Annotated in this window: 16 protein-coding genes; 8 read left to right on the forward strand and 8 right to left on the reverse strand. The window is 72.3% G+C overall.

The genetic code is table 11. The annotated features are described in order from the left end of the window. Nucleotides 1-79 precede the first annotated feature (79 nt). Complete coding sequence (locus AB0F98_RS21910; protein WP_357738070.1) at nt 80-901, reverse strand: EI24 domain-containing protein; 822 nt, start codon at nt 899-901, stop codon at nt 80-82. Between the two features lie 122 nt (nt 902-1023). Here AB0F98_RS21910 and AB0F98_RS21915 point away from each other — a divergent pair, with 122 nt between their 5' ends. Genes AB0F98_RS21915 through AB0F98_RS21935 form a run of 5 tightly spaced genes read left to right on the forward strand, consistent with a single transcriptional unit; the run spans nt 1024 to nt 5634 of the window. After that, complete coding sequence (locus AB0F98_RS21915; RefSeq protein ID WP_357738072.1) at nt 1024-1932, forward strand: ABC transporter ATP-binding protein; 909 nt, start codon at nt 1024-1026, stop codon at nt 1930-1932. A gap of 12 nt (nt 1933-1944) precedes the next feature. Next, nucleotides 1945-2679: an ABC transporter permease gene (locus AB0F98_RS21920; RefSeq protein WP_357738073.1), complete on the forward strand. Its 735-nt coding sequence runs from the start codon at nt 1945-1947 to the stop codon at nt 2677-2679. An 11-nt stretch (nt 2680-2690) separates the two neighbouring features. Continuing rightward, entirely contained in the window at nt 2691-3959 is a 1269-nt protein-coding gene (locus AB0F98_RS21925; protein WP_357738075.1) for a sensor histidine kinase, read from the forward strand. Continuing rightward, nucleotides 3956-4597: a response regulator transcription factor gene (locus tag AB0F98_RS21930; protein ID WP_357738077.1), complete on the forward strand. Its 642-nt coding sequence runs from the start codon at nt 3956-3958 to the stop codon at nt 4595-4597. The genes AB0F98_RS21925 and AB0F98_RS21930 overlap by 4 nt, the downstream gene beginning before the upstream one ends. A 23-nt stretch (nt 4598-4620) precedes the next feature. Continuing rightward, nucleotides 4621-5634: a YafY family protein gene (locus AB0F98_RS21935; protein WP_357738079.1), complete on the forward strand. Its 1014-nt coding sequence runs from the start codon at nt 4621-4623 to the stop codon at nt 5632-5634. Nucleotides 5635-5650: 16 nt separating this feature from the next. On the opposite strand, the gene AB0F98_RS21940 is transcribed toward AB0F98_RS21935, so the two are convergent. Further along, nucleotides 5651-6565 carry an SDR family oxidoreductase gene (locus AB0F98_RS21940; RefSeq protein ID WP_357738081.1) on the reverse strand — a complete coding sequence of 305 codons (915 nt, stop codon included), beginning with the start codon at nt 6563-6565 and terminating at the stop codon, nt 5651-5653. Nucleotides 6566-6640: 75 nt separating this feature from the next. On the opposite strand from AB0F98_RS21940, the gene AB0F98_RS21945 reads away from it, so the two are divergent. Beyond that, complete coding sequence (locus AB0F98_RS21945; RefSeq protein ID WP_357738083.1) at nt 6641-7321, forward strand: nucleotidyltransferase domain-containing protein; 681 nt, start codon at nt 6641-6643, stop codon at nt 7319-7321. A gap of 18 nt (nt 7322-7339) precedes the next feature. Here the strand turns inward: AB0F98_RS21945 and AB0F98_RS21950 are convergent, their stop codons facing one another. After that, nucleotides 7340-7789: a VOC family protein gene (locus tag AB0F98_RS21950; protein WP_357738085.1), complete on the reverse strand. Its 450-nt coding sequence runs from the start codon at nt 7787-7789 to the stop codon at nt 7340-7342. Between the two features lie 68 nt (nt 7790-7857). Here AB0F98_RS21950 and AB0F98_RS21955 point away from each other — a divergent pair, with 68 nt between their 5' ends. Then, entirely contained in the window at nt 7858-8487 is a 630-nt protein-coding gene (locus AB0F98_RS21955) for an ABATE domain-containing protein (RefSeq protein ID WP_357738087.1), read from the forward strand. Between the two features lie 16 nt (nt 8488-8503). Here AB0F98_RS21955 and AB0F98_RS21960 read toward each other — a convergent pair whose 3' ends face one another. The 5 genes from AB0F98_RS21960 to AB0F98_RS21980 form a co-directional block, all read right to left on the reverse strand. Continuing rightward, complete coding sequence (locus AB0F98_RS21960; RefSeq protein WP_357738089.1) at nt 8504-9241, reverse strand: alanyl-tRNA editing protein; 738 nt, start codon at nt 9239-9241, stop codon at nt 8504-8506. Nucleotides 9242-9252: 11 nt separating this feature from the next. After that, the gene (locus tag AB0F98_RS21965) at nt 9253-10140 is read right to left on the reverse strand and encodes an alpha/beta hydrolase (RefSeq protein WP_357738091.1); all 888 of its coding nucleotides are present in this window, start codon (nt 10138-10140) and stop codon (nt 9253-9255) included. Then, nucleotides 10137-10451 carry a DUF2516 family protein gene (locus AB0F98_RS21970; protein WP_357738093.1) on the reverse strand — a complete coding sequence of 105 codons (315 nt, stop codon included), beginning with the start codon at nt 10449-10451 and terminating at the stop codon, nt 10137-10139. The genes AB0F98_RS21965 and AB0F98_RS21970 overlap by 4 nt, the downstream gene beginning before the upstream one ends. Before the next feature lie 71 nt (nt 10452-10522). After that, the gene (locus tag AB0F98_RS21975; protein ID WP_357738095.1) at nt 10523-11248 is read right to left on the reverse strand and encodes a hypothetical protein; all 726 of its coding nucleotides are present in this window, start codon (nt 11246-11248) and stop codon (nt 10523-10525) included. Beyond that, nucleotides 11245-11838 carry a helix-turn-helix transcriptional regulator gene (locus tag AB0F98_RS21980; protein ID WP_357738096.1) on the reverse strand — a complete coding sequence of 198 codons (594 nt, stop codon included), beginning with the start codon at nt 11836-11838 and terminating at the stop codon, nt 11245-11247. The genes AB0F98_RS21975 and AB0F98_RS21980 overlap by 4 nt, the downstream gene beginning before the upstream one ends. A gap of 112 nt (nt 11839-11950) precedes the next feature. Here AB0F98_RS21980 and AB0F98_RS21985 point away from each other — a divergent pair, with 112 nt between their 5' ends. Continuing rightward, nucleotides 11951-12748: an alpha/beta hydrolase gene (locus tag AB0F98_RS21985; RefSeq protein ID WP_357738098.1), complete on the forward strand. Its 798-nt coding sequence runs from the start codon at nt 11951-11953 to the stop codon at nt 12746-12748. The last annotated feature ends 264 nt before the right edge of the window (nt 12749-13012 follow it).

The raw sequence follows: 13012 nt of genomic DNA on the forward strand, positions 1-13012 counted from the left end.
TCGACACCATGTCGGCATGTTATCAACACGGTGTCGTCAAACAGGCCCGAGAGCCGCGGGCGGAGGGGTGACCTGCGCGTCAACTCTCCTGGATCGGCTGCCCGAGCGCGCGCCGGGCCAGCAGGGTGGCGCCCGCCACTGCGGCCGGCATGACGAGCACCGCGCCGAGCGGGATCAGGAAGCAGAGGAAGACCGCCACCCCGAAGCCGAGCGCGGTCGGCCGGTCCGCCCTCAGCAACGCCCGCCGTTCGGGCAGGCGCATACCGCGCCGGTAGAAGGGCGCGCCGACCAGCTCGACGGCGAGGAACCACCCGCCGACCGCGGCCCCGATCACCGGGACCACGGTCTGACCGACCAGCGGGAGGAAACCGGCGACGAAGAGCGGGATGCCGACCGCGGTGGAGAGCGCCACCAGACGTACGGAGTCGGCGAGGCTGCGGCGCAGCGACGACCAGAACGGCACCTCCACCGCCCCCGGCGTGCCGCCGAGCCGGTCCTCCACCCGCTCGGAGATCGCCTCGTAGAAGGGGTCGCCGATGACGAGGGTGACCGCCGTGAAGGTGACCACGCCGAGCAGGCCACCGAGCCCGAGGATCGCCGCCCCGGCAACCACCCGCAACACGTTGCGCCACGCCGTCGACCAGTCGTCCGCGAACGGGGTGACCAGCGCGGCGAGGTCGTCGACGAACCAGACGAGGGCGGCGAACGCGGCGAGGTAGAGCGCGCCGGAGATCAATGCCGGCACGATGCCGAGCAGCATCAACTTCGGGCTGCGTACGTAGAGGGCGATGCCTCGCAGCAGCAGTCCCGCTCCGGAGAAGAAGCGGCTGGCGGCCCCGGTCACCGGGCGGGCGATGCTGGTCACGTCCACGCTCGCAGAGCCTAACGACCGATCGCACATCAACCGGTTGATGGACCGCGAAGGTACTCCTCCGTCGCACCTGATCGTCCCCGGCCGGCCGATGCCCAGCCCGGTCCGCGCCACGACCCTGAGAAGTACGAACCACGAGGAAGGGCGGTGCGATGCCGGTCATCGAGGTGACCAACCTGCACAAGCGGTACGGCGATCTGGTGGCGGTGGAGGACGTGTCGTTCAGCGTGGAGGCCGGGGAGATCTTCGGCGTCCTCGGACCGAACGGCGCCGGCAAGACCACCACGGTGGAGTGTGTGTCCGGACTGCGCGCCCCGGACGGCGGCGGTGTGTCGGTCCTCGGGCTCGACCCCCGTCGGGACGGGGCCCGCCTCCGCCAACGAGTCGGAGTGCAGCTCCAGGAGAGCCAGTTGCCGGACCGGCTGCGGGTGGCCGAGGCGCTGGAACTCTACGCCTCGTTCTACCGAGACCCGGCCGAACCGGCCCGCCTGATCGACGACCTGGGGCTCGGCGACAAGCGGAACACGCCGTACAAGAAGCTGTCCGGCGGCCAGAAGCAGCGACTCTCCGTCGCGCTGGCACTCGTCGGCAACCCGGAGGTCGCCATCCTCGACGAGCTGACCACCGGGCTCGATCCGCAGGCCCGACGGGACACGTGGGGGCTCATCGAACGGGTCCGGGACCGCGGCGTGACGATCGTGCTGGTCACCCACTTCATGGAGGAGGCCGAGCGGCTCTGCGACCGGGTGGCGGTCATCGACGGCGGCCGGGTCGTCGCGCTGGACAGCCCGGTGGGCCTCGTGTCACGGGTGGTACCCGAGCAGCGGATCCGGTTCCGGCCGTCCAGCCCGGTGGAGGACCACCTCTTCACCGACCTGCCCGGGGTGAGTGCGGTGACCCGCAGCGGCACCCAGGTGGTGGTGACCGGCACCGGCGAACTGCTGCACGCGGTCACGGCCGTCCTGGCCCGCAACCAGATCGTCGCCGCCGACCTGCGGCTGGAGCAGTCCACCCTCGACGACGCCTTCGTCGAGCTGACCGGGCAGCGGCCCGCCGACTGAGGGAGAACCGACATGCACGCCTTCGGGCAGATCCTCAAGATCGAAACGAGACTCTACCTGCGGGACTTCACCTCGCCGCTGATCACCATCGCGTTGCCGCTCGCGCTGCTGGTGGTGTTCGGGTTGATCCCGGCCGGGCGCGAGCGGAATCCGCAGTTCGGCGACCGGGCCTTCATCGAGTACTTCGCTCCCTCGCTGCTGGTGATCACGCTCGCCATGTCGGCGGTGAACATCCTGCCCATCGTGCTGGCCACCTATCGGGAACGCGGCGTACTGCGTCGACTGGCCACCACACCGGCCAGTCCGGCCGCGCTGCTCGCCGCCCAGCTGGTCATCTCGCTCGCCACCATCCTGGTCGGCGCCGTGCTGCTCATCGGCGTCGGTTGGCTCGCCTTCGACGTGCCGCTGCCCCGGCACCCACTGGGCTTCACGTTGGCCCTCGTCCTCGGCACGGCGGCCCTGCTCGCGTTGGGGTTGCTGGTGGCGGCGATGGCCAGGACAACCAAGGCGGCACAGGGCCTGGCCGTGCCGGTGTTCATGGTGACCATGTTCTTCGGCGGGGTCTATCTGCCCCGGTTCCTGCTGCCCGACTTCCTGGTCCGGATCGGCGACTACACCCCACCCGGCGTGCAGGCGCTCCTCGACGCCTGGACCGCCGATGCACCACAACCGCTGCCACTCGCGATAATGACGGTGATCGCCGTGATCGCAGGCGCCACCGCGGCGAAGCTGTTCCGCTGGGAGTGAGCGAGGGCCCGATGACCAGCACCGCGGAGCAGGTCGACCGGCTGTCGGCCTGGGAGGCCCGGGAGGCGCGCCTACACCGGGTGCTCCCGTACGTCGGGCTGGCCGTCGGGGCGCTGCTCACCACCGCCGCGCCGGCGCCGCTGGGCCTCCCGCTGGCCCCGCACCTGCTCGTCGCCGCGATCGCCGCGTGCTGGGTCGCCTTTTTCGTCAACCTGCACCCCGGTTGGGCAGCCCGCCGCACGCTGATGTTCGTCTACTACGTCGGGCTGCTCGTGCTCAGCGCCGTGCTGGTGCTGATCAGTCCCTGGTACGGCTTCTTCAGCTGGGCCGGCTTCCTGCACTCGTTGCTGCTGCCCGGCATATGGCGATTCGTCGGGGTGGCCATCTCGGCTGTCCTGGCGGCCACCGCGCAGGGCGGCGGCATGCCGGCCTCCCTGTCGCACTGGCTGCTCTGGTGCGTGCTGGTGCTGTTCAACCTTGGCGCGGCCGGCGCGATGGTCTGGTTCAGCAGCATCGCCGAGCGGCAGCACGCCAACCGCAAGCGCCTCGTCGACGAGCTGGCCGAGACAAACCGCCGGTTGGCCGAGACGATGCGGGAGAACGAGGGCCTGCACGCCCAACTACTCACCCAGGCCCGCGAGGCCGGGGTCACCGACGAGCGGCAGCGGATGGCCCGGGAGATCCACGACACGCTGGCACAGGGCCTCACCGGCATCATCACCCAACTGGAGGCGGCCGGGCAGGCCCGGGACCGGCGGGCCGACTGGCAGCGGCACGTCGACACCGCGATCGGCCTGGCCCGGGAGAGCCTCAGCGAGGCGCGGCGTTCGGTGCAGGCGGTCCGCCCTGAGGCGCTGGAGTCCGCCCGGCTGCCCGACGCGCTCGGCGAGCTGACCCGGCGTTGGTCGATGATCAACGAGGTGCGCACCGACGTGAGCGTCACCGGCCACGCCCAGCCGCTACATCCCGAGGTCGAGGTGACGCTGCTGCGAGCAGCCCAGGAAGCGCTCGCGAACGTGGCCCGGCACGCCAAGGCCTCCCGGGTCGGGCTGACCCTGTCGTACATGACGGACGTGGTCACGCTGGACGTCCGGGACGACGGGATCGGCTTCGACCCGGACGCCCGACCCGCGCCCCGGCAGACCGACGGCGGGTACGGCCTCACCGCGATGCGGCAGCGGGTGACCGGGGTCGGTGGCGAGCTGACAGTCGAGTCCGAGCCGGGCGGCGGCACCGCCGTCTCGGCGTCCGTGCCCGCGCTTCCCGGAGGTGCCGGTTGACCGTCCCGGTACGACTGCTCATCGTCGACGACCACCCGGTAGTGCGGGACGGGCTGCGCGGCATGTTCACCGGCGACCCGGGCTTCGAGGTGGTAGGCGAGGCCGGTGACGGCGCCGAAGCGCTGGCGCTGGCCGCCAACCTGACCCCGGACGTGGTGCTGATGGACCTGCGGATGCCCGGCATGGACGGGGTGACGGCGATCGGCCGGCTGGCCCGCTCCGGCAACGCCGCCAAGGTCCTCGTGCTGACCACCTACGACACCGACGCCGACGTGCTGCCGGCGATCGAGGCGGGCGCGACCGGCTACCTGCTCAAGGATGCACCCCGGGAAGAGCTGGTCCGTGCGGTGCGGGCGGCGGCCCGTGGCGAATCGGTGCTCTCACCCGCCGTGGCGGGCCGGCTGATGGGGCGGCTACGCGCCCCGGCCGAGGAGCCGCTCAGCCAGCGCGAGCTGGAAGTGCTCACCCTGGTGGCCCGCGGCTCGTCAAACCGGGAGGCCGCGGCGCTGCTGTTCATCAGCGAGGCCACGGTCAAGACCCACCTGCTGCACGTGTACGCCAAGCTCGGCGTCAACGACCGGGCGGCCGCGGTGGCCGCCGCGTACGACCGGGGCCTGCTCACGCCCGGCGGGCGGTGAGGCCGCCGGGGCAGGATGAACGGGTGCGCGCGTCCCGATTGATCTCCCTGGTGCTGCTGCTCCAAGCTCGGGAGACGATGACGGCGGCCGAGTTGGCCAGGGAACTGGAGGTCTCCGAGCGAACCGTCTACCGGGACGTGTTGGCGCTCTCGGCCGCCGGGGTGCCGATCTACGCCGACCGGGGCCGGGCCGGCGGCTACCGCCTGCTCGGCGGCTACCGGACCCGGCTGACCGGACTGACCCGGGGCGAGGCGGAGGCGCTCTTCCTCGCCGGGCTGCCCGGGCCGGCCGGCGACATGGGGCTCGCCGACGCGGTCGCGTCCGCCGAACTGAAGCTGCTCGCCGCGCTGCCGGCGAGCCTGCGCGACGCGCCCGCTCGCACCGGGCAGCGATTCCACCTGGACGTGCCGGGCTGGTTCCGGGAGGCCGGGCCACCGCCGTGGCTCACCGAGCTGGCCGGGGCCGTCTGGCAGGACCGCACGGTCCGGCTGCGCTACCGGCGCGGCGACCGGGAGGTCGCCCGGCAGCTGGCGCCGTACGGCCTGGTGCTCAAGAGCGGCACCTGGTATCTGGTCGGGCGGGTCGGCGACGACCACCGGACGTACCGGGTCGATCGGGTCACCGATGTCGAGGTCGACGCGGGAGCGTTCGACCGGGACGAGAGCTTCGACCTGGCCGCGTACTGGCGGGAGCAGGCCGAGGCGTTCCTGCGGAGCATGCTCCGGGCCGAGGTCACAGTGCGGTTGAGCGCCGCCGGCCTGCGCGCGCTCCGGCACCTCGTCGACGCTCCCTTCGTGTACGACGAGGCCGTCGCCGCCGCCGACGGCCCCGACGGGCAGGGTCGGGTGGTGCTGCGGCTGCCCGTCGAGTCCGTCGAGGTGGCGTACGCCCAGCTGCTCGCACTCGGCCCCGAGGTGGAGGTGCTCGACCCACCGGGGCTGCGTGCCCGGCTGGCCGGGGCCGCCGAGCGGATGAGCCGGCTCTACGCCGACCCGGACCCGTCCCCGGCCCCGCCGAGCGCGGACGGTCGGCGGTAGCCGGGGCCGTCGCCGGTCAGCGGTAGCCGGTGACGTCGGCGGGTCGGCCGGCGTCGGCCACCTCGCTGAGGTAGCGGAAGGCATCCGGCCGGCTGCCGTCGACATCGGTGAAGCCATACACCTGGGACAGCTCGCCGGCGGAGAGCGACCGGCCGCTCCAGCGGACCCGGTCCTCGTCGGCGGCCAGGGCGGCCACCGCGCGCCCGACGAACGCCGGCGTCTCCGAGATGAGGAAGTGCGGATCCTTGGCCGCCCCGTCACGCCAGTTCTCCTCGGTGACCCCGAAGTGCTCCAGCATGGACTCCGAACGGATCCAGCCGGGCGTGAGCGCGACCGCGGTGCCACCGTGCGGCTTCAACTCGTGGGACCAGACGAAGGCGAGCCGGTTCACCGAGACCTTCGCCAGGTCGTAGAAGACCGAGAGCCGGTAGTTCTCGTCGTTGTACGCCTTCGTCCCGTCGCCGATCTCGACCACCAGTCCGCCGGGCCGACGGATCAACAGCGGCAGCACGAAGTGGCTGGTGATGATGTGGGTGTCGACGGCTAGCCGCAGCGTACGCAGACCGGCGTCCAGCGGCTGCTTCCAGACCGGCTCGTGCCAGGTGACGAGTGGGTCACCGCCCCAGATGTCGTTGACCAGCACGTCGAGCCGGTCCTGCTCGGCGTGGATCCGGGCGGCCAGGTCCCGCACCTGTTCGGGGACCAGATGGTCGACCACCACGGCGATGCCCTCGCCGCCGGCTGCGGTTACCAGTTCGGCGGTCTCCTCGATCGTCTCCGGGCGGTCCATCTCCGATCGGCCGGCCCGGCTGCTGCGACCGGTGGCGTAGACGGTGGCCCCGGCCGCGCCGAGCTGGACGGCGATCTGCCGGCCTGCTCCGCGGGTCGCTCCGGCCACCAGAGCGACCTTTCCTGTCAGCGGTTTCGTCATACGGCGAGGCTGTCACCGATACCTGACAGCGAAAGTCCGGTTTTCCGATCGGGTGCCGTCCGTCATGATCCCCGCATGCACCTGCTGCTCTCCGGCATCGTCGGCTCGGTCGCGTACGGACTGTCCGGGCCGGGCTCGGACACCGACCGGATCGGGATCTTCGCCGCGCCCACGGTCGCCTTCCACGGCCTGTACCCGCCCCGCGAGTCGGTGGTCACCACCGATCCCGACGTGACACTGCACGAGGCCCGGAAGTGGTGCCGCCTCGCCCTGAGCGGCAACCCGACCGCCACCGAGCTGGCCTGGCTGCCCGAGGACTGCTACGAGACACGTACCGGGTTCGGCGAACGGCTCGTCGCCATCCGGTCGGCGTTCCTCAGCGCACCCCGGGTCCGCGAGGCCTACCTCGGGTACGCGTCCCAGCAGTTCCGGAAGCTGGAGGCGCGCGGCGACGGGACGTTCTCCGCCGATGTGCGCCGCAGGACCGCCAAGCACGCCCGCCACCTGGCCCGGCTGCTGCATCAGGGGCGCAAGCTCTACGCCACCGGTGTGCTGGAGATCCGGCTGGAGGACCCGCAATGGTTCCGGACGTTCGGTGAGCGGGTGGCCGCCGGCGAGTTGGACGCCGCCCGAACGCTGCTCGCGGAGGCCGAGCAGGACTTCGCCCGCACCCGCACCCCACTGCCGGACCGGCCCGACGAGGCGACGGTGGAGCGTTGGCTGCTCGACGTGCGCGCCGCCCACCTGCCGCGCTGACGTTGCTGGCGCACCGGATCACTGCACGTCGAACTCGTTCCCCTCGGGGTCGGCCATGGTGGTGTGCCGGCTGCCGTACTCGTCCACCTCGCGCAGCACGCTCGCGCCGAGGGCGGTCAGTCGCTTCACCGTCACCTCGCGGTCGGCCGGGCCGGCGTGCAGGTCGATGTGCAGCCGGTTCTTTGTCCGCTTGGGCTCCGGCACGGCCTGGAACAGCAGCCGGCGGCCGAGGCCGGTGCCGCTGGCCGGGTCGACCGGGTCGTCCGGGTGGCGCACCGCGGCGAGCTGACGAAACGCGCGGCGCCCGTCGATCTCGACGTACGTCTCGGGGCCGATCGCACCGGTCTCGACCAACCGGTCGACGAGGACGCTGTTGTCCTCCAGTTCGTAGTCGAGCGCCGCCGCCCAGAACCGGGCCAACGCGATCGGGTCCGCGCAGTCGATGACGAGCTTCCAGTTCAGGGCCATCGCGTCCGCACCTCCGCTCGGCGACCCGCCCAGCGCGGACCGTCCATGTAACCCTTTATAGTGGTTACGTGACGGACGACACAAGCGGACTCACCCTCGTCTCCTGGAACGGCACCCGCTACCGCTTCGACCCGGGCGCGCTGTGCCTGGAGTTCCTCACGACCGGCGGACCCGGGCCGGTGGGCCGCCGCTACGAAGCCCTGCACCACCCCGACGACCTGGCCGGCTGGCTCGCGCTGTCCCGACTCCACCTCGACCCCGACCGGCTGAAGGTCGACCCCGAGGAACTGACCACCGCCCGCCGACTACGGGACGCGCTGTGGCGCCTGGTGTGCGCGCGGACCGGCGGCGGGCCACCGAGCGACGACCCCGCCGACTTCACCGCCACCCCCGCCGACCTGGCCACGCTCAACCAGGTCGCGGCAGGGGCACCCCTCGCTCCCGAGCTGACCGCCGGGGGATCCCGGCAATGGTCCCTCCCGGCCCGGGGCGGGCAGGCCCTCGCCACCATCGCCCGGGACGCGATCGACCTCCTCACCGGCGCGCACGCCGGGCGGATCCGCGAATGCGGCGCCCCCAACTGCTACCTCGTCTTCGTGGACACCTCGCGCCCCGGCCAACGCCGCTGGTGCTCGATGGAACGCTGCGGCAACCGCCACAAGGTCAGGTCACTGCGCGCCCGCCGCGCCGCCGACTGAACGCCCGAGCATCCTGTCAGTCGACGAGCCGGATGCGTACGCGGCGGTTCGCCCGGCCCTTGCTCTCCACCTTGACCACCTGCACCTTCCCGATGTGCGCGGTGGAGGCGACGTGGGTGCCGCCGTCGGCCTGCACGTCCAACCCGACGATGTCCACGATCCGCACCTCCTGCTCGTCCGGAGGAATGAGGTTGGACTGGGTACGGATGATGTCCGGCAGCGCCAGCGCCTCCACCCGGGGCAGCACCCGGACGGCCACCGACCGGTCGGCGGCCACCTCGGCGTTGACCAGTTCCTCGATCCGCGCCTTGAAGTCCGCCGGCACCTCGGGCAGGTTGAAGTCCATCCGGGCCTCGCCCGGCTCCATGTTGCCGCCGGTGACCAGCGCGCCGAAGTCGCGGAACACCACACCGCAGAGCACGTGCAGGCCGGAGTGGGTGCGCATCAGCCGGGTACGCCGCTCGTCCTCCACCGCGCCGGTGACCGTGCTGCCCACCGGCGGCAGCGGATCACCCTCGAAGGGAATCAGCCAGAGGTCGTCACCCTTGCGGGTCCCGACGATCCGGGTCTGTACGCCCTGCCAGAGCAGCACTCCGTGGTCGGGCGGCTGACCACCTCCGCCCGGGTAGAAGGCCGAACGGTCGAGCACGATGCCCTGCTCCGGGTCGGCGTGCAGCACCGTGCACTCCCACTCGCGGAGGGTCGGGTCGGCGAGGTCCAGCCGGTGCGTCCGGCCGTGATGTGTGACACCCATGTCAGGGCAGGTTACTCGTTGAGGAAGGCGGAGATCCGCTCACGCAGATCGGCGCGTTCGGTCCAGAGAACGTGCGGCCGGTCGTACACGTGCAGGGTGGCTTGGGGAAGCGCGGCCGCGAGCTGCTCGGCGACCTCGACCGGATGCAGGTCGTCACCCGCGCAGGCGATCACCAGAACGGGCGCGCTGACCGCCGACAGGACTGCGGCGTCGGGCAGGGCGACCTGCTCGGGGAGACCGGCCAGCCCGGGAGCGAGCCCGTCGCGGAGCAGCTGGTCCAGCCGCTGACGCAGGTACGCCCACCCGGCCGGCGTGTTACGGATCGCGGCCGGCAGCTCGACGCTGACCGCCTCCGCGACCGCCGAGGCGTCCCCGCTCTCGACCGCGTCGAGCAAAGCGGTGAGCCGCTGCCGGGCCACCTCGCCGCGCGGACGGTCGAGCACGGCGGGCAGGAAGAACACCAGCCGCTCGAAGCGCTCCGGGCTCTGCGAGAGCAGCCGGCAGAGCGCGCCGGCGCCGAGGCTGGCACCGAAGGCGCGGGTGGCGCCGCTGAGATCGGCGATCGCCCGGACGTCCCGAGCCAGGTCGGCGTAACTCCACGGCCCGGGCGGCGCGTCCGAACGGCCGTGCCCGCGGAACTGGAAGAAGATCTTGCGGCCGGTGACTCCGCTGCCGAACGGCCTGGTGGTGGCGATACCGTTGCCCAGCCCGTGCGCGAACACGGTGACCGGATCACCGGCACCGGTGATCAGCCGCTCCAGCCGTACGCCGTGCGGCGTGGTGACCAGTTCGGTGTCCGGTTCGGGCAGGGCGGGACGGCCGGTCCGCGGAGCACCAGGACCGGGGCCCCAGGTGCGCGGGCCACCATCCGGTGGCGGGGGCCAGCGGAAGCCTCTCACCAAGACCCTCTGCCGCCGCTGACGTCACGCAGCCCGCCCCGGACGTCCAGCAGATAGATCAGCGCGGCCGCGATGCCGATCAGTCCGAAGAGGCTGATCGGACCGAAGCCGAGCAGGGTGAGCACCAGGCAGACCGCCAGGATCGCGATCCAGCCGCCCTTGGGCAGGGTGCCGATGGCGTTGAACGCGTCGGACCGCTGGGTGATGGCGTGCACCAGGGCGACGCCTTGAATGATCAGCGCGAAGACGAGCAGAATCAGCTCGATCACGGTGCGGACTTCGAAGGCGAAGATCGGCGCGGCGTAGGCCATGACGGCAAGCTTATGTCGGCGACCCCGGATACGTCCGACAAGGACGCCTCCGGGGTCGCCGGTGCGGTGGATTACTCGGCTGCCGGCCGAGTCCGCTTGGTGGCCCGGGGCAGCTTCGCCGACGGGGTCTCGGCCGGCTTCGTCGCCTTGGTGGCCCGGGGCTTCCTCGCCGGAGCGCCCTTGGCCTCGGTCTCGACGGCGGCCGGAGCGGCCTCGATGACCTTCGCCACGTCGGTCGGGCTGGGCACCTCGGCCGGGACGGCGAACTCGGCGGAGCTCGCCTCGGCCGGCTTGGCGACAGCCCGCGCCGGCTCGATGTCGGCCTCGGTCGCCTCGATGTCGGCGTTGACCGTCTCGGCGGCCTCCAGTACGCCGGCGCCGACCACGCGCTCGCCCCGGGCGACCAGCGCGCCGTACGCGGCGAGCGCCCGCTCCTGCGCGACCTGCGCCCCGGCCAGGACGGCGGCCGCGTTGCGGGTGGCCGCCGCACGCAGCTTGTCCGGGTCGACCGCCGCGCGCAGCTTCTCCAGGTCGGCCACCTCACGCAGCCGGTTCAGGTCGAGGTCGCCCGCGGCGGCCTTCTCCCGCAGGGCGCTGGCGGTACGCAGCGTCTCGTTGGCCTTCTCGCGCAGCTCGAAGCCGGTGACGACGGCCTTGCCGCCGAGATCGGCGACGACCCGGGTGCCGAGGTCGCTCACCACGGTGGGCAGCTTGCGCAGGTGCTCCAGCGCCAGCTCGCCCGCACCTGCGGCGGCGTAGATCGGGGCCGGGATGCGGTTGGTCTTCGGCTCGCTCATGGCGTCTCCTCCTCGGCCGACTCCGCGGCCTTCTTCTCGGGGGTGCTGATGCTCGGCGGGGCGGGTGCCAGACCGGCCTCGGTGACCGTGACCGACTCGAGGACCGCCTCGGTCGGGGTGCCCTCCGGTGTGGTGGGTCCGGTGGCGGCGGGGTTGACCAGTGCCGCCGACTCCGTCGGGGTGGCCGGCTGCCCCGCGGCGGGTGGTTCGTGGGCCGCGTTCTCCGCAGCGGCGGTCGCCTCGGCGAGGCGGACGTTCTCCCGGCGGAAGGTTTCGTAGATCTGACTGAGGGACTGCTTCTGGGCCATCGTCAGGTCGGGGTCGACGGCGATGGCGGCGAGCACACCGTGCCCCTCCTTGTCGTCCAACAGCCCGGCCCGCAGGTACATCGCCGGGGTCGAGACCCGCAGGGCGCTGGCGAGCTGCTGTAGCACCTCGGCACTCGGCTTGCGCAGGCCGCGTTCGATCTGGCTGAGGTACGGGTTGCTGACCCCCGCCTGCTCGGCGAGCTGACGCAGCGAGATCTTCGCGTTGCGCCGCAGGTCGCGAATGAACCCGCCGATGTCGGGGAGGTCCTTGCCGGTGGCCATGACCCGACGGTAACGCAGAGTGCTAACTGCTGCAAGCAGAATGCTTGCCAAAGTTAGCAGCATCTCGGCAACCTACTTGCGTGCCCAACCGGCCCCTGACTACGGTCCTCCGATGACCAAGATCGAAGTGAACGGCACCACGCTGGCGTACGACGACGCCGGCGAGGGCACCCCGGTGGTGCTGCTGCACGCCGGCATCGCGGATCGGCGGATGTGGCGGGCGCAGATCGACGCCCTGTCCACCCTGCACCGGGTGCTGGCCGTGGACTTGCGCGGCTACGGCGAGTCCGAGCTGCCGCCGGCGCCGTTCGCCCACCACGACGACGTGGTGGGCCTGCTGGACGCGCTCGGCCTGCCCCGCGCCGCGCTCGTCGGCTGCTCGTTCGGCGGCCGGGTCGCCGTGGACACCGCGCTCGCCCACCCCGACCGGGTCTCCGCGCTGGCGCTCTTCGGCGCTCCCGTCTCCGGCAACGAATGGTCCGAGGAGACCGAGCAGCTCTGGGAGGACCTGGTCGGCGACGTCGACCCGGAGGACTTCGCGGCCACCGCCGCCGGCGAGGTGCGGTTCTGGGTGGTGGGCCCGACCCGCCGCCCTGAGGACGTCGACCCCGAGTTGATCCGTTTCACGGAGGAGATGGACCAGCGTGCCCTCGCGGCCGAGCAGGCGCTCAGTGCCGTCGAGGTGGGCGAGCTGGACCCGCCGGCGATCGACCGGCTCGCCGAGCTGGCCGTACCCGTGCTGGTCGGGACCGGCACCGATGACGTCGCGGACCTCCGCCGGCTCGCCGACCGCATCGCCGCCGAGGCACCGCAGGGCGTACGGATGCCGGACGTGCCGGACGCCGCCCACCTGGCCCCGCTGGAGCGTCCGGAACCAATCAACAAGGCGTTGCTCGACTTCCTGGCCTGACGCGCACACGCCCGGGCCCCCGCCCCTCGACCGGCGCGTGGCCAGGGCATGCCGCTCCCCGGTGACGCCAGCGCTCCCCGGCGAGTGAGCCCCCCGGGCTCAGAGCGAGCGACAGGGCTCGCCCAGGCCAGCACGGAACGGCCGGGGCCAGCACGGAACGGCCATGCCAGCACGGAACGGCCGGGGCCAGCACGGAACGGCCATGCCAGCACGGAACGGCCGGGGCCAGCACGGAACGGCCGGGGCCAGCACGGAACGGCCGGC

Origin of the sequence: Micromonospora sp. NPDC023737, assembly GCF_040639715.1 — a bacterium.
Classification (GTDB): Bacteria; Actinomycetota; Actinomycetes; order Mycobacteriales; family Micromonosporaceae; genus Micromonospora.

Excerpts from the sequence above, each read along its gene's own strand:
- AB0F98_RS21910 (WP_357738070.1), bottom strand. The coding sequence starts at position 901 with ATGTGCGATCGGTCGTTAGGCTCTGCGAGCGTGGACGTGACCAGCATC.
- AB0F98_RS21915 (WP_357738072.1), top strand. The coding sequence starts at position 1,024 with ATGCCGGTCATCGAGGTGACCAACCTGCACAAGCGGTACGGCGATCTG.
- AB0F98_RS21920 (WP_357738073.1), top strand. The coding sequence starts at position 1,945 with ATGCACGCCTTCGGGCAGATCCTCAAGATCGAAACGAGACTCTACCTG.
- AB0F98_RS21925 (WP_357738075.1), top strand. The coding sequence starts at position 2,691 with ATGACCAGCACCGCGGAGCAGGTCGACCGGCTGTCGGCCTGGGAGGCC.
- AB0F98_RS21940 (WP_357738081.1), bottom strand. The coding sequence starts at position 6,565 with ATGACGAAACCGCTGACAGGAAAGGTCGCTCTGGTGGCCGGAGCGACC.
- AB0F98_RS21945 (WP_357738083.1), top strand. The coding sequence starts at position 6,641 with ATGCACCTGCTGCTCTCCGGCATCGTCGGCTCGGTCGCGTACGGACTG.
- AB0F98_RS21950 (WP_357738085.1), bottom strand. The coding sequence starts at position 7,789 with ATGGCCCTGAACTGGAAGCTCGTCATCGACTGCGCGGACCCGATCGCG.
- AB0F98_RS21960 (WP_357738089.1), bottom strand. The coding sequence starts at position 9,241 with ATGGGTGTCACACATCACGGCCGGACGCACCGGCTGGACCTCGCCGAC.
- AB0F98_RS21970 (WP_357738093.1), bottom strand. The coding sequence starts at position 10,451 with ATGGCCTACGCCGCGCCGATCTTCGCCTTCGAAGTCCGCACCGTGATC.
- AB0F98_RS21975 (WP_357738095.1), bottom strand. The coding sequence starts at position 11,248 with ATGAGCGAGCCGAAGACCAACCGCATCCCGGCCCCGATCTACGCCGCC.
- AB0F98_RS21980 (WP_357738096.1), bottom strand. The coding sequence starts at position 11,838 with ATGGCCACCGGCAAGGACCTCCCCGACATCGGCGGGTTCATTCGCGAC.
- AB0F98_RS21985 (WP_357738098.1), top strand. The coding sequence starts at position 11,951 with ATGACCAAGATCGAAGTGAACGGCACCACGCTGGCGTACGACGACGCC.